General features: G+C 33.6%; 26 protein-coding genes. All 26 read left to right on the top strand.

The window, feature by feature from the left end:
- The first annotated feature begins 70 nt into the window (after nucleotides 1–70).
- Nucleotides 71–463 (top strand): hypothetical protein, encoded by a 393-nt coding sequence (locus tag B5E87_RS02070; protein WP_087243288.1) that lies wholly within the window; start codon nucleotides 71–73, stop codon nucleotides 461–463.
- On the top strand, nucleotides 450–1,304 hold the full coding sequence (locus B5E87_RS02065) for a damage-control phosphatase ARMT1 family protein (protein WP_087243287.1): 855 nt from the start codon (nucleotides 450–452) through the stop codon (nucleotides 1,302–1,304). Before B5E87_RS02070 ends, B5E87_RS02065 begins: the two co-directional genes overlap by 14 nt.
- A 4-nt stretch (nucleotides 1,305–1,308) precedes the next feature.
- Nucleotides 1,309–3,030 carry a hypothetical protein gene (locus tag B5E87_RS02060; RefSeq protein WP_087243286.1) on the top strand — a complete coding sequence of 574 codons (1,722 nt, stop codon included), beginning with the start codon at nucleotides 1,309–1,311 and terminating at the stop codon, nucleotides 3,028–3,030.
- Between the two features lie 345 nt (nucleotides 3,031–3,375).
- Nucleotides 3,376–4,338: an ATP phosphoribosyltransferase regulatory subunit gene (locus B5E87_RS02055; RefSeq protein WP_087243285.1), complete on the top strand. Its 963-nt coding sequence runs from the start codon at nucleotides 3,376–3,378 to the stop codon at nucleotides 4,336–4,338.
- A complete protein-coding gene (gene hisG, locus B5E87_RS02050; RefSeq protein ID WP_087243284.1) occupies nucleotides 4,335–4,952 on the top strand; it encodes an ATP phosphoribosyltransferase in 618 nt (205 codons plus the stop codon). Before B5E87_RS02055 ends, hisG begins: the two co-directional genes overlap by 4 nt.
- A 4-nt stretch (nucleotides 4,953–4,956) precedes the next feature.
- Nucleotides 4,957–6,282, top strand: coding sequence for a histidinol dehydrogenase (hisD, locus tag B5E87_RS02045; protein ID WP_087243283.1), 1,326 nt, complete (start codon nucleotides 4,957–4,959; stop codon nucleotides 6,280–6,282).
- Nucleotides 6,257–6,844, top strand: a complete 588-nt coding sequence (hisB, locus tag B5E87_RS02040; protein WP_087243282.1) for an imidazoleglycerol-phosphate dehydratase HisB — start codon at nucleotides 6,257–6,259, stop codon at nucleotides 6,842–6,844. Before hisD ends, hisB begins: the two co-directional genes overlap by 26 nt.
- Nucleotide 6,845: 1 nt before the next feature.
- Entirely contained in the window at nucleotides 6,846–7,451 is a 606-nt protein-coding gene (hisH, locus tag B5E87_RS02035) for an imidazole glycerol phosphate synthase subunit HisH (protein WP_087243281.1), read from the top strand.
- A complete protein-coding gene (gene hisA, locus B5E87_RS02030) occupies nucleotides 7,448–8,185 on the top strand; it encodes a 1-(5-phosphoribosyl)-5-[(5-phosphoribosylamino)methylideneamino]imidazole-4-carboxamide isomerase (protein WP_087243280.1) in 738 nt (245 codons plus the stop codon). The genes hisH and hisA overlap by 4 nt, the downstream gene beginning before the upstream one ends.
- Nucleotides 8,155–8,919 carry an imidazole glycerol phosphate synthase subunit HisF gene (hisF, locus tag B5E87_RS02025; protein ID WP_087243279.1) on the top strand — a complete coding sequence of 255 codons (765 nt, stop codon included), beginning with the start codon at nucleotides 8,155–8,157 and terminating at the stop codon, nucleotides 8,917–8,919. The genes hisA and hisF overlap by 31 nt, the downstream gene beginning before the upstream one ends.
- 6 nt (nucleotides 8,920–8,925) lie before the next feature.
- Nucleotides 8,926–9,570, top strand: coding sequence for a bifunctional phosphoribosyl-AMP cyclohydrolase/phosphoribosyl-ATP diphosphatase HisIE (gene hisIE / locus B5E87_RS02020; protein WP_087243278.1), 645 nt, complete (start codon nucleotides 8,926–8,928; stop codon nucleotides 9,568–9,570).
- Nucleotides 9,571–9,673: 103 nt separating this feature from the next.
- Entirely contained in the window at nucleotides 9,674–10,165 is a 492-nt protein-coding gene (locus B5E87_RS02015) for an NADH-quinone oxidoreductase subunit NuoE family protein (RefSeq protein ID WP_087243277.1), read from the top strand.
- Nucleotides 10,159–10,509, top strand: coding sequence for a hypothetical protein (locus B5E87_RS02010; RefSeq protein WP_087243276.1), 351 nt, complete (start codon nucleotides 10,159–10,161; stop codon nucleotides 10,507–10,509). Before B5E87_RS02015 ends, B5E87_RS02010 begins: the two co-directional genes overlap by 7 nt.
- Nucleotides 10,509–10,916: an ATP-binding protein gene (locus tag B5E87_RS02005; protein ID WP_087243275.1), complete on the top strand. Its 408-nt coding sequence runs from the start codon at nucleotides 10,509–10,511 to the stop codon at nucleotides 10,914–10,916. The genes B5E87_RS02010 and B5E87_RS02005 overlap by 1 nt, the downstream gene beginning before the upstream one ends.
- Entirely contained in the window at nucleotides 10,913–12,079 is a 1,167-nt protein-coding gene (locus tag B5E87_RS02000) for a [Fe-Fe] hydrogenase large subunit C-terminal domain-containing protein (protein ID WP_087243274.1), read from the top strand. The genes B5E87_RS02005 and B5E87_RS02000 overlap by 4 nt, the downstream gene beginning before the upstream one ends.
- Nucleotides 12,079–12,405 (top strand): hypothetical protein, encoded by a 327-nt coding sequence (locus B5E87_RS01995; RefSeq protein ID WP_087243273.1) that lies wholly within the window; start codon nucleotides 12,079–12,081, stop codon nucleotides 12,403–12,405. Before B5E87_RS02000 ends, B5E87_RS01995 begins: the two co-directional genes overlap by 1 nt.
- Nucleotide 12,406: 1 nt before the next feature.
- On the top strand, nucleotides 12,407–13,129 hold the full coding sequence (locus tag B5E87_RS01990) for a PHP domain-containing protein (RefSeq protein ID WP_087243272.1): 723 nt from the start codon (nucleotides 12,407–12,409) through the stop codon (nucleotides 13,127–13,129).
- Nucleotides 13,111–13,644 carry an ATP-binding protein gene (locus B5E87_RS01985; protein ID WP_087243271.1) on the top strand — a complete coding sequence of 178 codons (534 nt, stop codon included), beginning with the start codon at nucleotides 13,111–13,113 and terminating at the stop codon, nucleotides 13,642–13,644. The genes B5E87_RS01990 and B5E87_RS01985 overlap by 19 nt, the downstream gene beginning before the upstream one ends.
- Nucleotides 13,641–14,009 (top strand): (2Fe-2S) ferredoxin domain-containing protein, encoded by a 369-nt coding sequence (locus tag B5E87_RS01980; RefSeq protein ID WP_087243270.1) that lies wholly within the window; start codon nucleotides 13,641–13,643, stop codon nucleotides 14,007–14,009. Before B5E87_RS01985 ends, B5E87_RS01980 begins: the two co-directional genes overlap by 4 nt.
- Nucleotides 14,010–14,020: 11 nt before the next feature.
- Nucleotides 14,021–15,820 carry an NADH-quinone oxidoreductase subunit NuoF gene (locus B5E87_RS01975; RefSeq protein WP_087243269.1) on the top strand — a complete coding sequence of 600 codons (1,800 nt, stop codon included), beginning with the start codon at nucleotides 14,021–14,023 and terminating at the stop codon, nucleotides 15,818–15,820.
- Nucleotides 15,821–15,828: 8 nt separating this feature from the next.
- Nucleotides 15,829–17,577: an NADH-dependent [FeFe] hydrogenase, group A6 gene (locus B5E87_RS01970; RefSeq protein WP_087243268.1), complete on the top strand. Its 1,749-nt coding sequence runs from the start codon at nucleotides 15,829–15,831 to the stop codon at nucleotides 17,575–17,577.
- Nucleotides 17,578–17,592: 15 nt separating this feature from the next.
- On the top strand, nucleotides 17,593–18,471 hold the full coding sequence (locus tag B5E87_RS01965; RefSeq protein WP_087243267.1) for a hypothetical protein: 879 nt from the start codon (nucleotides 17,593–17,595) through the stop codon (nucleotides 18,469–18,471).
- Nucleotides 18,468–19,202, top strand: a complete 735-nt coding sequence (locus tag B5E87_RS01960; protein ID WP_087243266.1) for an ABC transporter permease — start codon at nucleotides 18,468–18,470, stop codon at nucleotides 19,200–19,202. The genes B5E87_RS01965 and B5E87_RS01960 overlap by 4 nt, the downstream gene beginning before the upstream one ends.
- Before the next feature lie 46 nt (nucleotides 19,203–19,248).
- Nucleotides 19,249–19,851 (top strand): rubrerythrin, encoded by a 603-nt coding sequence (rbr, locus tag B5E87_RS01955; RefSeq protein WP_087243265.1) that lies wholly within the window; start codon nucleotides 19,249–19,251, stop codon nucleotides 19,849–19,851.
- Between the two features lie 120 nt (nucleotides 19,852–19,971).
- Nucleotides 19,972–21,708 (top strand): ABC transporter ATP-binding protein, encoded by a 1,737-nt coding sequence (locus B5E87_RS01950; RefSeq protein ID WP_087243264.1) that lies wholly within the window; start codon nucleotides 19,972–19,974, stop codon nucleotides 21,706–21,708.
- Nucleotides 21,701–23,479: an ABC transporter ATP-binding protein gene (locus B5E87_RS01945; RefSeq protein WP_087243263.1), complete on the top strand. Its 1,779-nt coding sequence runs from the start codon at nucleotides 21,701–21,703 to the stop codon at nucleotides 23,477–23,479. The genes B5E87_RS01950 and B5E87_RS01945 overlap by 8 nt, the downstream gene beginning before the upstream one ends.
- Nucleotides 23,480–23,510: the final 31 nt, after the last annotated feature.

Here is a 23,510-nt window from a genome sequence, read left to right as displayed (position 1 = left end):
TTTTTTATAATGTTATGAATAAAGTTTTCATTCTTTATAAAATATGTTAAACTACAAGAGGTGATAAAAAATGATGAAAAAATTTAAAGAATATCGAACATTTTTATTTTGTCTTTTCTTATTTATTATATTGATGATTTTAAGTCTTTATGCTTTTATGCAAAAAGCTTTACCACAGGCCATAGGTTGTCTTTTATTATCATTGATTGCACTTTTATTAATGACTGCAAGATATAAGATTATTTTATTTGATAATGAAATGATGATTTATGAGTGGAAAGTTGCAGCTATGTTACCAACATTGATTCCTTATCAAAATATTCAATCCATTCAAAAAAAGTCTAAGCATCATATTATTGTTGAGCATCAAAAAACAAGTCATATCTATGTTTTTAATAGTGATGCTTTTTTAAAAGCTTATAATGAGTTCACTCAAGAGGATAAAACCAATGAAAATGAATAAACAATGTTTACCATGTCTGGTTAATCAGGTTGTCAAGATGGCAAGTATGACAGGATGTCTGGATCAGGATGAATTGTTTCACCAGTTTTTTGCCTCTATGAGTCAGGTTGATTTTACAAAAACAAACCCTGAAATTATAGGTGAAGTTTTTGACATGGTCAAAGCGTATATTCATCATGATGATCCTTACTATCAGTTAAGACGTGATTATAATCAGATGTTTTTAAAACAACTGAATCAATTAGATAACCAGATTCATTCTTTTGAAGAGGCTGTTAAATATGCTATTGTGGGAAATGTTATCGATTTTAGTCCTATCCATCAAAATGTACAAAAAGATATGATGACTTATTTTCAAAATATGGATCAATTATCTTTAACTATTAATCATGTTGAAAGATTAAAAGAAGATTTAATGAATGCTTCTTCTTTAGTCTATCTGGGAGATAATTGTGGTGAAATATGTCTTGATTTATTGTTGATTAAAAGAATAAAAGCAATGAATCCTCAACTCAAAATCTATTTTGTGACAAGAGGGAAACCGGTTGTTAATGATTCTATATTAGAAGATGCTTATGAAGTTGGTATGGATCAATATGCAACAATTATTTCTAATGGGGATGGATCACTGGGCACGATTCTTTCTTGTGTCAGTCAAGAGTTTTTAGATGTTTATCATCAGGCCGATCTCATCATTGCGAAAGGTCAAGCTAATTTTGAAAGTTTAAGTGAGGAAGATAAGAATATTTATTTCTTATTGATGGTAAAATGTGATGTAATCAGCCGATATATAGGTGTGAAGCAAAAATCATTTGTCTGTCTATCTCAGAAAATGAGGTGAGAAAGTGGAATTACATATTCAAAGAATGCAAGATCGTATAAGTTATAAAAGACAGAATAGACTCACTATTATGATTTTCCTTATTATTTTGATAGGATGTTCTATTGGTTTAGTATGTATAGACTTTCATTGGAGTTCTATAGGAATTATTATAGCATTGGGGATTTTATGTTTAGAATTTATTGTTATTGCAAAAAAGAAAAAAATGAATAAGCTTCAACAAACGATTAGTAGTGACTTAGTTATTATTGATGAAAATCATCGTTTCTTTTATCAAAATCGTATTTTTGATTTAACATCTCTTAAAAAGGTACAATATGATTCAAAAGTTATTATCGCTTTTTTTGAAGATTTTATTTTATATATTGAATATGATAGAGATGTTGTCAATTATTTTCAATCTTTGTGTACAAAGGTAATAGATTCAACAATGACACCAAAAAGAAAAATGTCTATGCTTTTACTTATATTACTTGTTGTAGCTTTTTGCTCAGTTGTGATGAAGCTTATCACAGGTGTTGGTTATTGTTTATTAATGAATACTTATCTTATTGATTGGACTGGATTATGGATAGAGCTTATCATTATACTTGTTGTGATAATAAGTATTGGACTTGTTTTGATAATGAAAAAACACTCTTTTCCTATATATTTAATAGGATGTATAATCATTGGTTTATTTATAGTATTACCATTTGGAAAACTTAATTATTTCAATTATCATGATCAATATTTAGCTTATCGTATAGATGATAAACAGTTGACTCTTTATGATAACGTACGTTATTTATTTGGACAAAAAGTTTTTGAAATAGATACCAATTTTGTTCAAAGAGTGGGTCAATTTGAAGATGTTTTTTATGTTGCCTACGATGATACTTATAAATTTTATGCAATGAATAAAATCACACAGGATCAAGATAGCTTCATAGATGAATATGAAGGATGTATATATGGAAATGAGTGGATGAACTTAGTTATTAAACAACATCAAGTTGTTATGAATCAAGATGTATGTGAGGTTTCTCTTGTAGGTAATCAAATTTTATATATATCAGATGAACTACATGATTATCTTATTCAATTGGATAATGATGAATGTAAAATTTATCAATTGGATAGACAATATAATAATACTCTTAGAATAAATCCGGATTTATTTGAAGAAGATTTAAATAAACAAGAAACAGAAAAATCTATATCAACCAATGAATCAACAGATTCCTCACAAGAAGAATCTAAGCAAGAATCATATGAAATAGCAGAGGAAGAAAAAGACCAGCAACGTTATGCAAGTTATACTCAACTACTGGAAGTTGATGATATTTCAACTATAAAATCGGATGAAAATCTTATTAAAGTGCAAGATGAAGATGATATTTATCAAGCTGTAAAAAGTATTGATCAAGGAATCACACGAATAGATAATAGTGAGGGTGTTATTTTAGATGTGCAAATATTGGATATGACCATCTATTCACAAAATGATGATCAATATGGTGTTTATATAACACGACGTATTGATTCCTCGGTAGCAGAATCTCAAACAGTGCAGGATATTATTCTAATGAGGAAACAGGACCAAAACTACGTTGGAACAAGATTTTATAGTGTTCGTTTTATGCCATCTACACATCAAACGCATAATGAGCCTTATGACACAAGCTGGACAACTGATTATCTTTATCGTGTGGATGGACATAACATTGTAGATAATGCATGGTAAAGTTTGATAGAAAGGTTTTACTGACCTTTCTTTTTTTATATAAGTCTTTAAAAGTTGATTTTTAAGTTATGAATATGATAGATGAGAATACTTATAAAGTTTTTATAAAAAATTCTTTTTTTTATCTTTTAAATGTGTTAGAATGATAAAAAATGAGGTGATATTTATGAAAAAGACAATTTTAAATCAACAATTTCATCGCCATCACCATTGGAACACTTAGGGTTATATCTATGAAAGATACAGCCCGTTTTGCATATACTTTATAAATGGGTGTATCTAATGACTTATAGAAGGTTTGGACGAGTCATTAAGACTCGTCTTTTTTGTTAAAGGAGGATTGACATGGAAGAGTTTAAATATTTAATACCTGAAGAAAGTATTGATGCCATTATGAATAATGTGTCTAAGTTAAGAGATATTGAAAATGATTTAAGACATATTTTTGTTGAACATGGCTATTTAGAAGTTTTAATGCCATCATTTGAATATGTGGAACTTTATAATGATATGGATATTGGAATTGATGAAGAAAAGATGTTTCAATATATCAATTATGAAGGCAAAAGAGTGGCATTGAGAGTGGATTTTACAGTTCCACTAGCAAGATTGTATAGCTCACAAAAAGAAAATGGTGAAAAAAGATATTGTTATTTTGGGAAGGTTTATCGTAAAGAAAAAAGACATAAAGGAAGAAGCAGTGAATTTTTTCAGGCAGGTATTGAATTGCTTGGAAAAGCAGGTGTTGCGGGAGATTTAGAATGCTTAGAGCTTGTTTTAGAAACAATGCAGTGTTTAAGATTAAAGACATTACGCATTGAAATGGGATCGGCTCAATTTTATAACCGTTTAGTTGAAATAGTGGATGATGAGAAATTTGTCAATATATTAAAAAGACGTGATTTAAGTGCTATGAAAGACTTTGTAGAGAGTCATCATTTTGATAGTCATCTCCATGATTTGTTGTTGATGTTACCTCAAGCTTTTGGTGATATTCAAGTTTTATATCAGGTTCAATCACTGATAGATGATCCATTATTAAAAGAGGCTATTGAAGAGTGCATTCATTTATATCAACAATCAAAGATGAAAGACATTTTAACATTTGATTTAGCTATGACGCCAATGATGAAATATTATACAGGTATTATGTTAAAGGGGTATTCGCCTTATAGTGCTGAACCTATTATGAATGGTGGACGTTATGATAAACTCATGAATCATTTTCAAAGGCAGGTTCCTGCAATTGGATTTAGTTATGATTTAAGTCATATTCTCAAAGCTTTAGAAAAGGAGGAAGAAGCATGATTAAAATAGCCATTACAAAAGGGCGTATTGAAAAGCAGGTTTGTCAATTGTTATCAAAACAGGGATTTGATATGGAACCTATTTTTCATAAAGACCGTGAACTCATGATTGAAACTCCTGATGGTTTATCAATGATTTTTGCGAAAGCCAATGATGTTTTGACTTTTTTAGAACATGGGATCGTTGATGTCGGTTTTGTAGGAAAAGATACTTTAGAAGATAGTGATTTCCAGGATTATTATGAAATGTTGGATTTGGATATTGGAAAATGTTATTTTGCAGTCGCTGCTTATCCTGGTTACAAAGATAAAGTTTTTCATCGTCGTAAACGTATTGCTTCTAAATATACCAAAGTGGCTAAGGATTATTTTAACCAAAAACAGGAAGATGTTGAAATCATAAAGCTGGAAGGTTCAGTAGAACTGGGGCCTGTTGTGGGATTAAGTGATGCTATTGTGGATATTGTAGAAACAGGTTCAACGCTTAAAGCCAATGGTTTAGAGGTTATTGAAAAAATCAGTGATATTTCTACAAAAATGATTGTCAATAAAGTGAGTTTAAAATTTAAAAAAGAAGAAATCTTTGATTTGATTTATAAATTGAAAGGGGAGTAACAAGATGTTAAAAGTTTATGATTTACAAGGGCAGTTTAAGGATGTTGTGCAAAAGTTTTCATCACGTAAAACTGAAATGACCAAACAGGTCAATGATACTGTCATGAATATGATTGAAGATGTTGAAAAAAATGGAGATCAGGCATTAATGAAGTATTGTCGAGATTTAGATGGTTTCATGATTGATAATCCTAAAGATTTGATTGTCTCAAAACAAGAAATCTTGGATGGTGTCACAAGTGTTGGTAAAGACTTTATGCGTATTTTAGAGCGTACTAAAGAACAGTTAATAGCTTTTCATCAACATCAGGTGGATAAATCATGGTCATTATATAAGGAAAATGGTGTCATGATGGGACAGTTAGTACGAGGCTTAGAAAAAGTGGCTTTATATGTACCAGGAGGAACAGCAACGTATCCATCAACTGTTATGATGAATGCAATTCCTGCGAAGCTTGCAGGAGTTCAAAACTTGATTATCATCACGCCAGTAAAAGCTGATGGAAAAGTGAATCCTAGCATTCTAGCAGCAGCCTATGTTTGTGGGATTGATGAAATTTATAAGGTAGGGGGCGCTCATGGTGTTGCTGGAGTTGCGATAGGAACAGCAACCTTACCAAAAGTTGATAAAATTGTCGGACCAGGCAATATTTATGTAGCGACAGCTAAAAAATGCTGTTATGGCCGAGTAGACATTGATATGATTGCTGGACCTAGTGAGATTTTAATTGTGGCAGATGACAAAGCCAATCCTAAATATATTGCAGCCGATTTAATGAGTCAGGCGGAACATGATCGTTTAGCCAGTGCTCTTTTGGTCACAACATCGCCTTCACTTGTTGAAAAGGTCAATGAAGAGTTGAAACGACAGATACAGTTATTACCAAGAACAGAAATTATTGAAGAATCGTTACAGAACTATGGTGGAGCATTTATTGTGAATTCGATAGAAGAAGCGTTTCAGGTTTCTAATGAGTTTGCGCCTGAACATCTTGAAGTGCTTGTAGAAAATCCAATGAATACTTTACCACTGATTCATAATGCTGGATCTATATTTTTAGGTGAATATACACCAGAACCACTTGGTGATTATATGTCAGGAACAAATCATGTTTTACCAACCGGAGGAACAGCTAAATTTTATAGTGCTTTAGGTGTTTATGATTTTGTGAAATACTCATCATACAGTTATTATCCAAAAGCAGCTTTAGAAGCATTGAAAGATGATGTTATCACATTTGCCAAAAAAGAAGGATTAGATGGACATGCCAATAGTGTTGCAGTGAGATTTGAGGAGGATACATATGAGAAAAAGTCAAATAAAGCGTGAAACAAGAGAAACATCTATTGATATGTCCTTAAATCTAGATGGGCAAGGGATAGCTCAAATTGATACAGGTATTGGATTTATGGATCATATGCTTGAATTATGGGCTTTCCATAGTGGTTTTGATTTAAAAGTGATTTGTCATGGTGATTTAAACGTAGATAGTCATCATACAATAGAAGATTTAGGAATTGTTTTAGGGGAATGTATCAAAGAAGCATTAGGTGATAAAAAAGGCATTTATCGCTATGGTCAAATGGCTATTGTCATGGATGAAGCACTCGTCACAACAACACTTGATTTAAGTGGTCGTCCTTACCTTGTTTATCATGCACAATTGCCTTGTATGAAACTTGGTCAATATGAAACGGAGATGACAAAAGAGTTTTTTAAAGCAGTCAGTGATCATGCTATGATGACTTTGCATATTCATGAAAGCTATGGTGAAAATACACATCATATTATTGAAGCGATGTTTAAAAGCTTTGCACGTGCATTAAAACAGGCAGTCATGATTGATGAAAATCATCAAGATCAGATTGTGTCATCAAAAGGAGTTTTATAAGATGATTGTGATTATTGATTATCATGTTGGAAATTTAATGAGTGTGCAAAATGCTTTTTTGAAACTTGGTATGGATGTTGTGGTGAGTCGAGATCACGATGTGATTCGACAGGCCAAAGGAATTGTACTGCCTGGTGTAGGAACATTTCCAGTAGCGATGGAACATTTAAAGAAATATGATCTGATTGATATTTTAAAAGAAAGAAAAGAAGCGGGTATTCCAATATTGGGAATCTGTTTAGGAATGCAAATTTTATTTGAAAAAGGTTATGAAGTGACTCCAACGGAAGGATTAGGCTTTTTAAAGGGAGAAGTCAAACTGATGGATGTGCAGGCCAAAATCCCACATATGGGATGGAATGAACTGATTCTCACACAAGATCATCCCTTAATGAAAAATATAAAAAATGGGGATTATGTTTATTTTGTTCATTCTTATATGGCTTATCCAACCGATGATGAACTCATTGCCTGTTGTGAATATGGCCAAGCCAAGATTACGGCTGTTGTTGCAAAAGATCATGTCATGGGATGTCAGTTCCATCCTGAAAAAAGTGGTGCAGTTGGAAGAAAAATTTTATTAGCGTTTAAGGAGATGGTGCAATGATTATTATTCCAGCAATTGATTTAAAAGATGGTGAGGCAGTGCGTTTATATAAAGGTGATTATCAACAAAAAACAGTCTATTCTTCATCACCAGAAACACTGGCTTTACAGTTTCAGAATATGGGAGCCAATTATTTACATGTAGTAGATTTAGATGGAGCTAAAGATGGGACAACAACAAATCTTTCAACAATTCAAAAAATTCGTCAGACCATCTCTATTCCTATTGAAGTCGGTGGTGGCATTCGAACGATGGATACGGTAGAACTATACTTAGAAAAAATAGGGATTGACCGTGTGATTTTAGGTACGGCAGCTATTGAAAATCCTGAATTTTTAAAAACAGCTTTAAAGAAATACGGAGCTAAACGTATTGTTGTGGGCGTGGATATCAAAGATGGATTTGTATCGACTTCAGGATGGCTTGTCAATACACAGATATACTACTTAGATTTTTTACAGGAATTAGAAAAAATGGGAGTTCAATATATTGTGTGTACAGATATTTCTAAAGATGGTACATTACAGGGACCATCATTTCCCATCTATCAAAAAATCAAAGACACAACATCTTTACATTGCATTGTTTCTGGCGGTGTAAAAGGAGCTGAAGATATTTTGGAAGCAGCCAGACAAGGTTATTATGGCTGTATTGTTGGAAAAGCTTATTATGAAGGTCAGATTGACTTGAAAGAGGTGATATCATGCTTGCCAAAAGAATCATTCCCTGTTTAGATATTAAAGATGGTATGGTTGTCAAAGGAGTGAATTTTGTAGGATTAAAAAATGTGGGTGATCCTATTGAAATTGCGAAAAGATATGATGAACAATGTGCTGATGAAGTTGTTTTTTTAGATATCACAGCGACTTATGAAAATCGCGATATTATCAAAGATCTCATTCAACGTGCAGCTAGTGAATTGTCGATTCCATTAACTGTCGGTGGGGGTATTCGTACTTTAGATGATTTTCGTATGATTTTATCCAGTGGAGCAGATAAAGTCTCTATTAATTCAGCAGCGATTTTAAATCCACAATTGATCCAACAGGCTGCAGATGAATTTGGTGTGCAGTGTGTCGTTGTGGCAATTGATGCCAAGATGCGTGAGGACCACAGTGGTTATGATGTCTATATGGCTGGTGGTAGAAAAAATACGGGATTGGATTTAATCACATGGGTTCAACAATGTGAACAGCTGGGAGCTGGTGAGATTTTATTGACATCTATGGATAAAGATGGAACCCGTGATGGATTTGATATTGATATGTTAAATGCAGTCCTTGATGTTGTTTCTATTCCCGTTATAGCCAGTGGTGGTTGTGGGAATCAGGAAGATATTGTGGAAGTATTTGAAAAAACAAATTGTGATGGTGCCTTGGCAGCTTCTTTATTTCACTATCAGGAAGCGACTATTGATGATGTGAAAGCATTATGTGCCAGTCATCACATTCCAGTAAGGAGGAATTGAGAATTGATGAAACCAGATTTTGAAAAAGGAAATGGGTTAATCCCAGCGATTGTACAAGATGTCAAAACAAAGGATGTATTGATGTTAGCTTATGTCAATGAAGAGGCCTATGAAAGAATGTTGACAACCAAAGAAACTTATTTTTATTCACGTTCACGTCAGGAACTTTGGCATAAAGGAGAAACATCTGGACATTTCCAATATATTCAAGGGATGTATTTAGATTGTGATGAGGATACTTTACTGATTCTGGTTGAACAGGTTGGAGCAGCCTGTCATACTGGAGCCTATTCATGTTTTTTTCAGGAAGTCATACCTTACATTTTTGAAAAGAATATTTTTCATGAAGTTTATGATGTCATTGCAGATCGACAGGTACATCCTGTTGAAAAATCATATACAAATTATTTATTGGAACAGGGTGTTGATAAAATCTGTAAAAAAGTAGGCGAAGAAGCCAGTGAAACAATTATTGCAGCAAAAAACAACAATCAAGAAGAATTAATTGGTGAAATCAGTGATTTATTTTATCATGTATTGGTTTTGATGTATCAACAAGGTATTCAGGTTGAGGATATAGAAGAGAAATTGAGGGAAAGACATCAAATCAGTGGTAATAAAAAAGAATTTCATCAAAGAGGAGATTATTAGTGATTCTGATAATCTTTTTTTGTTTTGATAAACAAATAAATTTAATGTTAAGCGCTTTCAAACTATGTTATAATGAACATATGAAGAAGAAAGGAGTATGTGTATGGGTGGTTTAAAACAAGAGTATTTAGATAAAATTGACGCTATTGTTGATAAGCATAAAGATGAGCGTGGTCCCATGAAATTAATGCTTCATGATATTCAGGATGAACTTGGATATATTCCTTTTGAAGCAATGGAAAAAATAGCTGAAGCATTAAATGTTCCCGTTTCTAAAGTTTATGGTGTTGTGACATTTTATTCACAGTTTACAACAGAACCAAAAGGTAAACATATCATTTCTGTATGTTTGGGAACAGCTTGTTATGTCAATGGTGCTCAAACGATTTTGGATTTACTCTGTGAAATGACAGAATGTGAAGTCAATTCGACAAGTGAAGATGGATTATTTTCCATTGATGCCACACGTTGTGTTGGAGCCTGTGGTTTAGCTCCTGTTGTCAGTGTTGATGGCACTGTATTTGGATGTCAAAAACAACTGGAAGATTTGAAAATGCTGATTCTTGATTACTTAAAGGAAGAAGAACTATGTTGATGAAAGACATTATTGATATGTTGGATGCCAGGGCCATTTATATTGCTGATGAAAATATTTATGAAAAAAATTATGACAAGGGTTTTGCGACAGATTTAATGTCTGATGCTTTAGCATTATTGAAAAATGAAACTGAGGATGTTTTGTTTTTAACGGGTCTTTCTAATGTTCAGTCATTAAGAACTGCCGAAGTACTTGATTTAGATACTGTTCTTTTTGTAAGAGGAAAACCGATTGATTGTCATATTATCGAAACAGCAAAAGATTTGCATATCAATATCTTTCAAACGAATCAGACAATGTTTGAGGTATGTGGACAACTTTATAGACAAGGAATGAGATAATGAAAAAAGTTTATCAGGTAGAAAAAGATAATTATGAAGATGCTGGAAAAGTTTCTACAGATATTAAAAGAACTCTCAAATCTATTGGTATTGATCGCATTGTTCTTAAAGCTGTCGCAATTGCCTGTTATGAAGCAGAAATGAATATTGTCATCCATTCTGATGGTGGTACAGTTACTTTTGAAATTGATGATGAGGGATTGATTCAGCTCTTATTTGATGATATAGGACCAGGAATTGAAGATCTTGAATTAGCTCAAAAGCCAGGTTATTCAACCGCTTCTGCAAAAGCACGATCACTGGGATTTGGTGCAGGTATGGGATTATATAATATGAAAAGTGTAGCTTCTTCTTTTGAGATGACATCTTCAAAAGAGGGAACACATATTCGCATGACATTTCAATGAAACCTGTTATCCATTTTTTAGGTGATTACTGCACAAGTTGTATTAAATGTGTCAAATCGTGTCCTACAGAAGCTATATCTATTATCAATGGAAAAGTTGTAATTGATGATGCACACTGCATTCATTGCCATGTCTGTGTTCAATCATGTCAACATAAACAGTTAAGAATAAGAGAGGTCAATCTGGAAAAAGCATTTCAACAACATGAGTATAATATTGCATTAATACCAACATCAATACTTTCAGATTTCCAAAAATTCGATGAACTTAAAGATTTTGTTTATGCGATAAAAGAATTTCATTTTGATGAAGTTGTTCAATATAGTGATATTGAAGGACAACTTTATCAACAGGCATTACAGGATAGTTTAAACTCATCCCAGGTGATGCTGACATCATTTTGTCCAACCATTAACAGATTAATTAAGCAGGAATATCCAACATTGATTGATCATCTATTGCCTTATGATTATCCAGTCGAAATTGCGGCTAAACGTTTAAGAGAAAAATACAAGGGAAAAGATATAGGAATCTTTTCACTCTGTGAATGTGTAGGTAAATTAACACTTGCGAAAGAACCGCTTGGGAAAATGGATTCACAGATTGATTATGCTTTGAGTATTTCTAGAATGTTTCCTCATTTTAATAAACGAAAAGGGAAAGGCAAGGAAGAGATGACTATAAACGCAGATGGTATCAAAAGTAATGTCAGTGATTTATTTGGTGATCATCGTTTATCTGTGGTGAGTGTTGAAGGATTATCTCAGATTCGTATGGTTTTAGATTTGATTGAATTTGATCAGTTAAAACATATTCAGCTGATTGCCTTGTATCATTGTTATCAGGGGTGTATTGGTGGCTATTATTTATGGAATAACCCATTTGAAGGACGTTTTCGTATTGAAAGTATGGTATCTCAATGTGATGCACCTGCTGTTGCATTAAAACATAATGAATATTTTAAAAAGCGTCGTGTCAATGAACAAAAACAAACTTTTAAAGAACGTATGGCCTGGTTTCATAAAGTCAATGCCATTTTGGAAACTTTGCCACAATACGACTGTGGCAGCTGTGGCTTTGCCAATTGTCGTAGTCTGGCTATGCGCATTGCCAGTGGAGAAGTGGATGATTCATTGTGTCGTGTTAAAAAGAAGGTGAAATGATGAAAGTCAAAGAGATATTACAATTACCTTTACAATCTATTAATGATGTTTCTTTCAATCAGGATATTCAGGATGTTTATATTGGTGATTTATTGAGTGTTGTCATGGCAAGTGGTCAAGAAGGTATGTTATGGTTAACTGTACAAAAGCATTTGAATGTGATTGCGATTGCTGAATTGCATGATTTTGCAGGAATTGTCTTTGTTCAAAATAACTATCCTGACAGGCAAACGATTCAAAAAGCAACGGATCTACAAATTCCATTATTTGTCAGTCAACAGGATGCTTTTCATCTTGCTAAAGAGCTGATAGCTTTAGGTTTATAGTATGTATTATGATTTACACATTCATTCTGCCTTGTCACCTTGCAGTGATGACACAATGACAATTCATAATATTTTCAATATGGCTTATATCAAAGGGTTAGATCTTATTGCGATTACTGATCATAATTCTTTAAAACAACAATATTATTTAGAAAAAGTGATTCAAAGTCCCATATTAGAAGGAAAGATCAACTTTATACATGGTGTAGAATTACAAAGCATTGAAAACATTCATATGTTAGCGTATTTTCAAAGAGGCACAGATTTAAAACCTATTCAACAGTGGATAGAACAGCATCTTATCAAACAAGAAAACGATCGCCAATATTATGGTCATCAATATATATTTGATGTCAATGATGAGATTGAAGATGAAGAACAATATTTATTATTGAATTCTTTACGTTTAAATATTTATGAAATTGTAGAAGCTATTCATCGTTTTCAAGGGATTATTATTTTAGCGCATGTACTGGCTCAAAAATATGGCATTTATGAAGTTTATCATGGGATACCAGAAGACTTAGACTATGATGGTATCGAAGTGACATGCTTAAAAGAACATCATGATTTAAAAAAACTGTGTCCAAATGTTAAAGATGAATATGTTTTTATCAATAGTGATGCTCATCAATTGGAAGATATTCAAGAACCTATATATACCATTGATGAAGATAAATTAAAGAGATTATGGAGTCAAAGAATATGCAAGAAATCGCTATGACTATTTTAGATATTGTTCAAAATTCTATACGTGCTGGTGCTCATTTGATACACATATGGATTGTGAATAGTCAAAAAGAAAATAAAATTCATATTGAAGTTCGTGATGATGGTTGTGGTATGAATCATGACACATTACAAAAAGTGATTGATCCTTTTTATACAACACGAACAACACGTTCTATTGGTTTAGGAATTCCGATGTTTAAAGAAAGTGTGGAAATGACCGGTGGATATTTCTTTATTGATTCAAAAGAAAACAAAGGAACAACGATTATTGGTGAGTATGTCAAAAATCATATTGATACACCACCAATGGGAGATTTAGTGGAAACAGTTGTTTCCTTGCTTCAATATGATGAACATATAGATTATTGTTTTCGTTACCAGGAAGATGATAGGGAATTTGTTTTAGATACACAGGAAATTAAAGAATTGCTTGAGGATGTTCCTATTAATCAACCTGAGATTATACTTTGGTTAAAAGATTATATAAAGGAGGGTATGTGGAAATGAAGTCATTAGATGAATTAAAGAAGATTAGATATGAGGCTAAAGAGAAAATGGCTATGCGCGGCAGTGGTGATCAGGATTATCGTGTTGTCGTTGGTATGGCCACTTGTGGTATTGCGGCCGGAGCACGACCTGTTTTAAATACACTTGTTGAAGAAGTCGCAAAAGCCCATTTACCTGTAACGGTTATGCAGACTGGCTGTATTGGCATGTGTGCTTTAGAACCCATTGTAGAAGTCTTTGATAAAGATAATCATAAGACAACTTATGTATTGATTGATGCTAAGAAAGCAAAGGACATTGTTTTACGTCATTTGATACATGGAGAAGTGATTGAAGAATATACAGTCGGACAATATTCAAAATAGGAGGGTAGAAAATGCCATATAAGAGAACACAAGTTTTAGTTTGTGCTGGAACCGGTTGTACAATTGGAAATTCAGGCGAATTAATTGAAGAATTTGAAAAAGAAATCAAATCAATGGGACTTGATCGAGAAATAGAAGTCTTAAGAACAGGATGTTTAGGTTTATGTGGAGCAGGACCTAATATTTCCATTTATCCAGATAATATTATTTATAAAGGTGTCAAAAAAGAAGATGTGAAAGAAATCGTTATGGAACATCTTTATAAAGGAAGACCTGTTCAGCGCCTTATGTTGAATGAGGCTGATCAGGAAACAAAAGAAATTTATGATATTAATCATACACGTTTTTATGCCAAACAAAAGCGTGTTGCTTTGCATAACTGTGGTGTCATTGATCCTGAAAATATTGAAGAATATATTGGACAGGATGGTTACTTTGCATTAGGACAGGTTTTATCACAAATGACACCTCAGGAAGTTGTCGATGTGATTAAAAAGAGTGGTCTAAGAGGACGTGGTGGAGGAGGTTTTCCAACGGGCTTAAAATGGCAGTTTGCGCTTGATGAACCTGGTGAAGAAAAATATGTCATTTGTAATGCCGATGAAGGAGATCCTGGTGCTTTTATGGATCGTTCTATTTTGGAAGGAAATCCTCACAGTGTGATTGAAGCCATGATTATTGCAGGCTATGCGATAGGAGCGCATTATGGATATATTTATATTCGTGCCGAATATCCTATTGCAGTAGAACGTTTAAAAACAGCGATTGCTCAAGCTAAAGAATTAGGATTATTAGGAAATAATATTTTTGATTCTGGTTTTGATTTTGATTTGGAAATTCGTTTAGGAGCAGGGGCATTTGTCTGTGGAGAAGAAACAGCTTTGATTCAATCTATTCAGGGTGAAAGAGGAATGCCTATTTCTAAACCACCATTTCCAGCTCATAAAGGGGTTTGGGGAAAACCAACGATTATCAATAATGTTGAAACCTTTGCTAATATTGCGCAAATCATTTTAAATGGTGCTGACTGGTTCCGCTCTATAGGAACAGAATCATCACCAGGTACAAAAGTTTTTGCCTTGGGTGGAAAAATTAGCAATACAGGATTGGTTGAAGTCCCAATGGGAACAACGCTTCGTGAAGTGATTTATGAAATTGGTGGAGGATGTCCAAATCATAAGCGTTTTAAAGCTGTTCAGACAGGTGGACCATCTGGAGGTTGTTTGACTGAGGACCAATTAGATACACCTATTGGTTTTGATGAACTTGTTAAATTAGGATCTATGATGGGTTCTGGTGGAATGATTGTTTTAGATGAAGATAACTGTATGGTGGATGTAGCGAGATTCTATATGGACTTTATCGTTGATGAGTCATGTGGAAAATGTACACCATGTCGTGTGGGAACAAAGCGTATGTTAGAATTGCTTGAACAGATCTGTGATGGTCAGGGAACAATGGAAACATTGGATGAGCTTGAAACATTAGCAATGACTATTAAAGATACAGCTCTTTGTGGACTTGGACAATCAGCTCCTAATCCAGTTCTTTCAACCATTACACAATTTAGAGATGAATATATCGCTCATATTGTGGATAAACGCTGTCCTGCTGGAGTATGTAAGAAATTGCTTCGTTATGAAATTAATAAAGATGAATGTCGTAAATGTGGTCTTTGTGCAAGACAATGTCCTGTGGGGGCTATCAGTGGAAAGATTGGAAAAGAAGTCTTTGAAATTGATCCAGAAAAATGTATTCGCTGTGGTCTATGTATGAAAGCATGTCACTTTAAAGTCATAGAAAGAAAGTAGGTGTAGATATGTCAAAAATAAAAATAACAATTAATAATAGAGAAGTTGAAGCTTATGAAGGACAGACAGTTCTTGAAGCTGCCAAAAATAATGGCATTCATATTCCTACTTTGTGCTATTTAAAAGATGTCACTGGAACAGGAGCCTGTCGTGTCTGTCAAGTAGAGGTAGAGGGTGCCAAGACATTATGTGCAGCCTGTGTTTATCCTGTGCGTGATGGTATGGTCATTAAAACCAATTCGCAACGTGCCTTGGATGCCAGACGTAGAGTTGTAGAACTGATTGTATCTAATCATTCTAAAGACTGCTTATCATGTATTCGTAATACCAATTGCGAATTACAGCGTTTGTGTCAGGAACTTGGTGTCAGAGAAGATGCATTTGCTGGTGAAAAGAGTGAACCAACATTTGATACTGTATCACCAGGTATTGTGAGAAATACATCTAAATGTGTTTTGTGTGGACGTTGTGTTGAAACATGCATGAAAGTTCAGGGATTAGGTGTTTTAGGTTATATGAATCGTGGTTTTAAAACTAAAGTTGCGCCTATTTATGATAAAAGCTTTGATGATGTCAATTGTATGCAATGTGGACAATGTATTAATGTCTGTCCTGTAGGGGCTTTGCATGAAAAAGAAGAAATTCATTATGTCATTGAAGCCTTAAATGATCCACAAAAGCATGTTGTTGTACAAACCGCACCAGCAGTGCGTGGCGCTTTGGGTGAAGAATTTGGAATGCCAATTGGCACAAGAGTGACTGGAAAAATGGTACATGCCTTAAAATTAGTTGGATTTGATAAAGTTTATGATACGAATTTTGGTGCAGATTTAACAATCATGGAAGAAGGATATGAATTTTTAAATCGACTACAAAATCAGGGCACTTTACCAATGATTACATCTTGTAGCCCAGGATGGGTCAACTATGTTGAACATGAGTATCCAGATTTACTTGATCATCTTTCTACTTGTAAATCACCACACATGATGCTAGGAGCAATGGTAAAATCTGTTTATGCTGAGGCAAAGGGAATTGATCCTCGTGATATTTATGTTGTTTCTATTATGCCTTGTGTTGCTAAAAAGGGTGAAAAACAGCGAACTGAGAATAAAACATCTCCATATCAGGATGTCGATGCTGTTTTAACAACAAGAGAACTTGCGAAACTTATTAAGATGTTTGGTATTAATTTTAGAGATTTAAAAGATGATGATTTTGATCAGGATCTTTTTGGTGAATATAGTGGTGCAGGTGTTATTTTTGGTGCCAGTGGTGGTGTTATGGAAGCTGCTTTAAGAACAGTAGCTGATATCTTAGCTCATGAAGACCTTTCCATGATTGATTATCATGCTGTTAGAGGGGTAGAAGGAGTGAAAGAATCAACGATTAAAATTGGTGAACAGACGCTAAAAGTTGCTGTTGCGCAAAGTATGGCACTTGCTAAACCACTATTAGATGATATTAGAAATGGTGTTTCTCCATATCACTTTATTGAAATTATGGGATGTCCAGGTGGCTGCATTAATGGTGGTGGACAACCATATGTCAATGCAACGATTAGAAATAGTGGATTTAATTTCAAACAGGCCAGAGCCAAAGCTTTATATGATGAAGATATTTCATTACCTGTACGTAAATCACATAAGAATTCACAAATACAGAATTTATATAAAAACTATTTGGGTGAACCAAATAGCGAAAAGGCTCATCACTTGCTTCATACTCACTATACTAAAAAAGCAAGATTTAAATAATTGATGGAGGCTTTTATGAAGAAGTTAATGAATATATGTTTATGTATGATGACAAGTTTATTGATGGTGGGATGTCATCAGGAAAGGAGTACTGTTCATATTTTATGTCCAACTGGAGCACCTTCACTTGCGCTGGTAGGTGAATATGAAAACATTACAAAAGATGGGAACATTCAGTTGGTTGATGGAACTGATCAGCTTATTGCCGAATTGACAAAAGCTGATAGTGAATATGACATCATTATAGCGCCTATTAATTTAGGGACACAGTTGATTGCTAAAGGACAAACAGATTATCGTTTACAGAGTGTATTGACATGGGGAAATCTTTATTATGTAGGAACATCACAAGATGCCCTGGAAAAAACAGGAGAGTTAGCTTTGTTTGGAGAAGGAGCAGTGCCTCAAAAGATTGTAGAAACAGTTGCTATTCAAACACAGCTTGAACCACATTATTATTCATCAGCAACACTTGTTCAACAAAAATTATTATCAGGACAGGTGGAAGTAGGAATGCTGGCTGAACCTCTTGCCAGTGCGACTATTGCGAAAGCAAAACAATCAGGAATGAATTTATCTGTTCTTGTTGATTTACAAAAAGAGTATGGAACACAAGGATATCCTCAGGCAGCCATGTTTGTCAAAGAAGGATATCAAAATGATGAATTATTCCAGGCTATTCAAGATTTTACAGAAAACAATTATCCTGATTTAAAAGAAAAACTGGAAAGCATTGGTATTGATCAGTTAGGTTTGCCTAGTGTTGATATAACAGTGGCCTCTATTGAACGTCAAAATGTCCATTATGTTGAAGCACATCAATGTGAAGATGAAATCAAACAGTTCCTTGAACTCTTCAACATCACTTATAGCTCTGATATGTTAGTATCATGAAAAGAAAATTAACGACAGTTTTTATTCTCCTTATTTTATGGCAGATGGCTTCCTGGATGATTCAAAAGGAAGTCATCTTGCCATTTCCTGGTGATGTTTTGATGCGTATGGGCAGTTATTTGTTTGACAAGCCATTTTATATCGCTATCTTCTATACATTGATTCGTATTCTCATCAGTTTTGTTGTGGCTATGCTAGTGGGAATCACTTTAGGCATATTCGGTGGTCTTTATTCATCCTTTCGTCAGTATTTACAGCCGATAATGACTTTACTTCAGACTATTCCACAAATTGGCTATATGCTTATATTACTGGTATGGGTTGATAGTGATTTATCTTTATTGCTGATTATCTTTTTTATGTTAATGCCGATCTTTTATTTCAATACTATGCATGGAATGATGCATATTGATAGTGATTTACAGGATATTATCACCTTGTATCATCATCCTTTGTACTATAATCTTCGTTATGCCTATTTACCATTGATTAAAGGTTATATTTTATCAGCTGTTGAGACATGTTTACCATTAAGTTTTAAAGTCGGTGTCATGGCAGAAGTTTTTGTTTCAGCCCAACATGGGATAGGCAAGCAATTATATCTGGCTAGGGTTCAAATTGATATGATTGGTATTTTTGCATGGATTTTATGGATGGTCATCATTGTTTGGATGCTGACAAAATTTTCAACATTTATTATGGGGTGGATTCAAAATAAAAATAAAAAATAGCGAATGTTTATGAAAATAATGTCCATACTCTTGATGAGGTGAAAATATGGATTTTAAAAACAGTCAGACAAAAGATAATTTAATGCGTGCTTTTGCAGGTGAATCACAAGCGAGAAATCGTTATACATTTGCAGGAGGATTGGCAGCCAAAAAAGGTCATCATATGTTGGCAGATGTCTTCTATTTTACAGCCAATCAGGAAAAGGAACATGCTGAAATCTTCTACAATCATTTAAAAGAGCTAACAGGTGAAACGATTGTGATTGATGGAGGATATCCTGTTGATACTTATGATGATGTCTTATCATTATTAAAGAGTGCCAGACATAATGAATATGAAGAATATGAAGATGTCTATCAGAATTTTGGAGCGATTGCAAAAGAAGAAGGTTTTCATAAGATTGCACAGGATTTTTTCAATATTGCTGAAATTGAAAAAACACATGGTGATCGTTTTGAAAAAATGGCGACGTTGTTGGAAAATGGACAACTTTATGCATCCAAACAGCCTTGTTATTGGATGTGTCTGAATTGCGGATTTATTTTTGAAGGAACACGTGCCCCTCAATTATGTCCAGTTTGTTCACATGATCAAGGTTATTTTATCAGATTAAAAGATGCTCCATTCACTTGTGAAATAGAGCAGTAAAGAAGAGGAAGAATATCTTGTTGATATTCTTTTTTTAATAGAATGATGTTAGAGCTATACTCTTATTTTTATTTAGTATATAATAAGATTAATACTGTTTAAAAAGGAAGGGGGAACTATATGAAACTTATATTACATTATCTCAAAAGATATAAAAAGTTATTGATTTTAAATATTATATCTGTCTTTGGCTTTGCTTTGGTTGAATTAGGTTTACCAACAATCATTGCTAATATGATTGATAATGGGGTTACCAATCAAAATGTGGAATATCTTTATTCTATGTGGTTTCTAGCGATTGTGATTTCAATCATTGGGGTGGCAGGAACTATTGTTTTAGGATATTGTTGTGCGAAAATTTCAACATCTATTACAAGAGATATGCGAAATGATATTTTTAGTCATATTCAAACATTTTCACCACATGAATTTAATCATTTTGGGATTTCATCATTAATTACACGTACAAATAATGATGCTTTTCAAATTCAGCTGTTTGTCAATGTCATCTTGAGAACAGCTTTATTAACACCAGTTATGGTTATCATTAGTGTTTTTATGACAATGCGTACATCATTGGAACTCTCTTTGATTATTGCCGCAACATTACCAGTGATTGTTGTAGGGGTTATCGTGGTAGCTAAAATATCAGAACCAATGTCACAAAAACAGCAGTTATCATTGGATCGTTTAAATCGTATTACAAGAGAGAATTTATCAGGCTTAAAGGTCATTAGAGCTTTTAATAATGATGCTTATGAACAAGCTCGTTTTAATCAGACAAATGATGAATTTACAAGTTATACAAGAAAGATTTTTAAACTGATGCTTTTAACACAGCCCATCTTTTATTTTTTAATGAATTTGGTTACACTTGTTATTTTTTATGTAGCCAGTCATATGATTGATGCTGGAACATTACAGGTTGGAAAACTCATTGCTTTTCAGGAATATCTTTTCCATGCCATGTTTTCAATGATGTTATTTTGTAATGTGTTTGTGATGTATCCACGTGCCGCTGTTTCAGCAAAACGTATTATGAGTGTTTTATCAACGCAAAGTGATATTAAAGATCATGTTTTACAAACACCACAATCTTCAACGTCTCAACATCATTTATCTTTTCGAAATGTGACTTTTGCTTATCCTGATGGTGAGGAAGCTGTTTTAAAAAACATCTCTTTTGAAGCCCATGAAGGAGAAACGATTGCTTTTATTGGAAGTACAGGATCTGGTAAAAGTACACTGATTAATCTGATTCCACGTTTCTATGATATCAGTAGTGGAGAGATACTTATTGATGGTATTGATATACAGGATTATCGTATTGATGATTTGAGAAATAAAATTGGTTTTATTCCTCAAAAAGCTATGTTGTTTACAGGAACAATAGCTGAAAACTTACGTTATGGAAAGGCTGATGCAACTTTAGAAGAGTTAGAACATGCTGCTAAAGTTTCTCAAAGCTATGATTTTATTATGGAAAAACCAAATGGTTTTGATGAAATGATTACAGAAAGTGCAACGAATGTTTCAGGAGGACAAAGACAACGTTTAAGTATTGCGAGAGCTTTAATCAGAAAACCTGAGATTTATATTTTTGATGATTCTTTTTCGGCTTTGGATTATAAAACGGATGCCATTTTACGTCATGCTTTAAAAGAAGAAACGCAACATTCTATTGTTTTCATTGTTGCTCAAAGGATTTCAACGATTAAAGATGCTGATCAGATTATTGTATTGGATGAGGGGCAAATTGTGGGGCATGGAAAACATAAGGAACTTTTACAGACATGTCCTATTTATCATGAAATTGCTTTATCACAATTAAGTGAGGAGGAATTGAACTATGAGTAAAAAATGGCAGACATTTAAAAAATCAGTCCAACAGATTTCTCCGTTTTTATCGCCCTATAAGTGGGAATTTATTATCGCTATATTCATGATTGTTGTGACATGTTTTGCATTATCTGTTGCACCTATGATTGAAGGAATGATGACTTCATTATTGATGGAAGATGCGATGGCTATGATGAATAATGTGCCAGGAGCACATGTTGAATTTGATCGTGTGATTCATATTATGGTGATGTTGTTTGGCATTTATTTATTAAAGACAATATCTCAGTCTATCACAATTACAGCCTTGACAAATTCTATTCAAAGAACTATGCATGATTTGCGAAATGCCCTGCAAGAAAAGATTAGAAAATTACCTGTTAGTTATTTTGACAAACATAAATATGGTGATGTTTTAAGTCGTATTACAAATGATGTAGATACACTTTCGAATGCCTTACAACAGACACTCACGGAAATCATAAGAGGTGTATTGATGCTGATTTTAGCTATTGTCATGATGGTGCGTATACATATTGTCATGACTTGCATTGTCTTATTGATTATTCCTGTGGCATTGATCATTACCAAGATTATTGTTAAACGTTCACAAAAGAAATTCCAGGCCCAGCAGGATGCTTTAGGAAACTTAAATGGTGCTATTACCGAAATGTATGGTGGTTATCGAGAAATTCTTTTGTTTAATAAACAACAAGATGCTATTAAAAAATTTAAAGATATCAATCAGACACTTTATCGTAATGCATTTCAGGCCCAATTTATGTCATCAATTATTTCACCATGTATTTCTCTTGTGACATATATGGTTATTGGAACAATTGGTTTTGTTGGGAGCTTATTTGTTTTAAATGGAAGTATACTTGTAGGAGAATTGCAGGCTTTTGTCCGCTATATATGGCAGGTTAATGATCCTATATCTCAAGTCAGCAATTTATCTTCACAAATTCAATCGGCTTTTGCGGCTTTACATAGAATATCCGAAATTTTAAACGAAACTGAAGAAAAACCAATTGAAAATCCACAAACCTTAACTCATGCAAAAGGGCATGTTCAATTTGATCATCTTTGTTTTGGATATCATGACAAAGAAGTTTTACACGATTTGAATATTGATATTCAAAGTGGACAGATGGTAGCTATCGTTGGACCAACGGGTTCAGGAAAAACGACTTTGATTAGTTTGTTGTTACGTTTTTATGATGTAACTTCTGGTAGCATTCGCATTGATGGTGTTGATATTCGACAGATTCCAAGAGAACAGTTACGTTCTATGTTTGGGATGGTTTTGCAGGATACATGGCTATTTCATGGGACTATTTATGAAAATATACATTATGGACGTTTAGATGCCAGAAAAGATGAAGTGATTGAGGCAGCTAGACAGGCTAATGTGGATCACTTTATCAGAACATTGCCAGATGGCTATGATATGATTGTGAATGAAGAAGCCAATAATATTTCTCAAGGAGAAAAGCAATTACTGACGATTGCCAGAGCGATGTTAAAAGATCCACAAATTATGATTTTAGATGAAGCAACATCATCGGTTGATACACGACTGGAAAAGAGATTACAGGATGCTATGCAAAATGTGATGAAAGGTCGTACAAGCTTTGTGATTGCGCATCGTTTATCCACAATTAAAAATGCTGATTTGATTTTAGTTATTAAAGATGGTTACCTTGTGGAACAGGGAAAACATGAAGAATTATTGGCTCAAAATGGGTTTTATAGTCAATTATATAATGCACAATTTGTAGAAGAGTAAGGTAGTTGTATTCAACTGCCTTTTTTTGTGA

The organism is Massilimicrobiota sp. An142 (assembly GCF_002160725.1).
GTDB lineage: Bacteria > Bacillota_I > Bacilli_A > Erysipelotrichales > Coprobacillaceae > Allocoprobacillus > Allocoprobacillus merdigallinarum.
The sequence above is the reverse complement of the archived record's forward strand: the minus strand, read 5'-3'. Positions and strand labels throughout refer to the sequence as shown.

What these genes read in the sequence shown, in the direction of transcription:
- B5E87_RS02070 (WP_087243288.1), top strand. Translation starts at nt 71, where the DNA reads ATGATGAAAAAATTTAAAGAATATCGAACATTTTTATTTTGTCTTTTC.
- B5E87_RS02065 (WP_087243287.1), top strand. Translation starts at nt 450, where the DNA reads ATGAAAATGAATAAACAATGTTTACCATGTCTGGTTAATCAGGTTGTC.
- B5E87_RS02055 (WP_087243285.1), top strand. Translation starts at nt 3,376, where the DNA reads ATGGAAGAGTTTAAATATTTAATACCTGAAGAAAGTATTGATGCCATT.
- hisG (WP_087243284.1), top strand. Translation starts at nt 4,335, where the DNA reads ATGATTAAAATAGCCATTACAAAAGGGCGTATTGAAAAGCAGGTTTGT.
- hisD (WP_087243283.1), top strand. Translation starts at nt 4,957, where the DNA reads ATGTTAAAAGTTTATGATTTACAAGGGCAGTTTAAGGATGTTGTGCAA.
- hisB (WP_087243282.1), top strand. Translation starts at nt 6,257, where the DNA reads ATGAGAAAAAGTCAAATAAAGCGTGAAACAAGAGAAACATCTATTGAT.
- hisH (WP_087243281.1), top strand. Translation starts at nt 6,846, where the DNA reads ATGATTGTGATTATTGATTATCATGTTGGAAATTTAATGAGTGTGCAA.
- hisA (WP_087243280.1), top strand. Translation starts at nt 7,448, where the DNA reads ATGATTATTATTCCAGCAATTGATTTAAAAGATGGTGAGGCAGTGCGT.
- hisF (WP_087243279.1), top strand. Translation starts at nt 8,155, where the DNA reads ATGCTTGCCAAAAGAATCATTCCCTGTTTAGATATTAAAGATGGTATG.
- hisIE (WP_087243278.1), top strand. Translation starts at nt 8,926, where the DNA reads ATGAAACCAGATTTTGAAAAAGGAAATGGGTTAATCCCAGCGATTGTA.
- B5E87_RS02015 (WP_087243277.1), top strand. Translation starts at nt 9,674, where the DNA reads ATGGGTGGTTTAAAACAAGAGTATTTAGATAAAATTGACGCTATTGTT.
- B5E87_RS02010 (WP_087243276.1), top strand. Translation starts at nt 10,159, where the DNA reads ATGTTGATGAAAGACATTATTGATATGTTGGATGCCAGGGCCATTTAT.
- B5E87_RS02005 (WP_087243275.1), top strand. Translation starts at nt 10,509, where the DNA reads ATGAAAAAAGTTTATCAGGTAGAAAAAGATAATTATGAAGATGCTGGA.
- B5E87_RS02000 (WP_087243274.1), top strand. Translation starts at nt 10,913, where the DNA reads ATGAAACCTGTTATCCATTTTTTAGGTGATTACTGCACAAGTTGTATT.
- B5E87_RS01995 (WP_087243273.1), top strand. Translation starts at nt 12,079, where the DNA reads ATGAAAGTCAAAGAGATATTACAATTACCTTTACAATCTATTAATGAT.
- B5E87_RS01990 (WP_087243272.1), top strand. Translation starts at nt 12,407, where the DNA reads ATGTATTATGATTTACACATTCATTCTGCCTTGTCACCTTGCAGTGAT.
- B5E87_RS01985 (WP_087243271.1), top strand. Translation starts at nt 13,111, where the DNA reads ATGCAAGAAATCGCTATGACTATTTTAGATATTGTTCAAAATTCTATA.
- B5E87_RS01980 (WP_087243270.1), top strand. Translation starts at nt 13,641, where the DNA reads ATGAAGTCATTAGATGAATTAAAGAAGATTAGATATGAGGCTAAAGAG.
- B5E87_RS01975 (WP_087243269.1), top strand. Translation starts at nt 14,021, where the DNA reads ATGCCATATAAGAGAACACAAGTTTTAGTTTGTGCTGGAACCGGTTGT.
- B5E87_RS01970 (WP_087243268.1), top strand. Translation starts at nt 15,829, where the DNA reads ATGTCAAAAATAAAAATAACAATTAATAATAGAGAAGTTGAAGCTTAT.
- B5E87_RS01965 (WP_087243267.1), top strand. Translation starts at nt 17,593, where the DNA reads ATGAAGAAGTTAATGAATATATGTTTATGTATGATGACAAGTTTATTG.
- B5E87_RS01960 (WP_087243266.1), top strand. Translation starts at nt 18,468, where the DNA reads ATGAAAAGAAAATTAACGACAGTTTTTATTCTCCTTATTTTATGGCAG.
- rbr (WP_087243265.1), top strand. Translation starts at nt 19,249, where the DNA reads ATGGATTTTAAAAACAGTCAGACAAAAGATAATTTAATGCGTGCTTTT.
- B5E87_RS01950 (WP_087243264.1), top strand. Translation starts at nt 19,972, where the DNA reads ATGAAACTTATATTACATTATCTCAAAAGATATAAAAAGTTATTGATT.
- B5E87_RS01945 (WP_087243263.1), top strand. Translation starts at nt 21,701, where the DNA reads ATGAGTAAAAAATGGCAGACATTTAAAAAATCAGTCCAACAGATTTCT.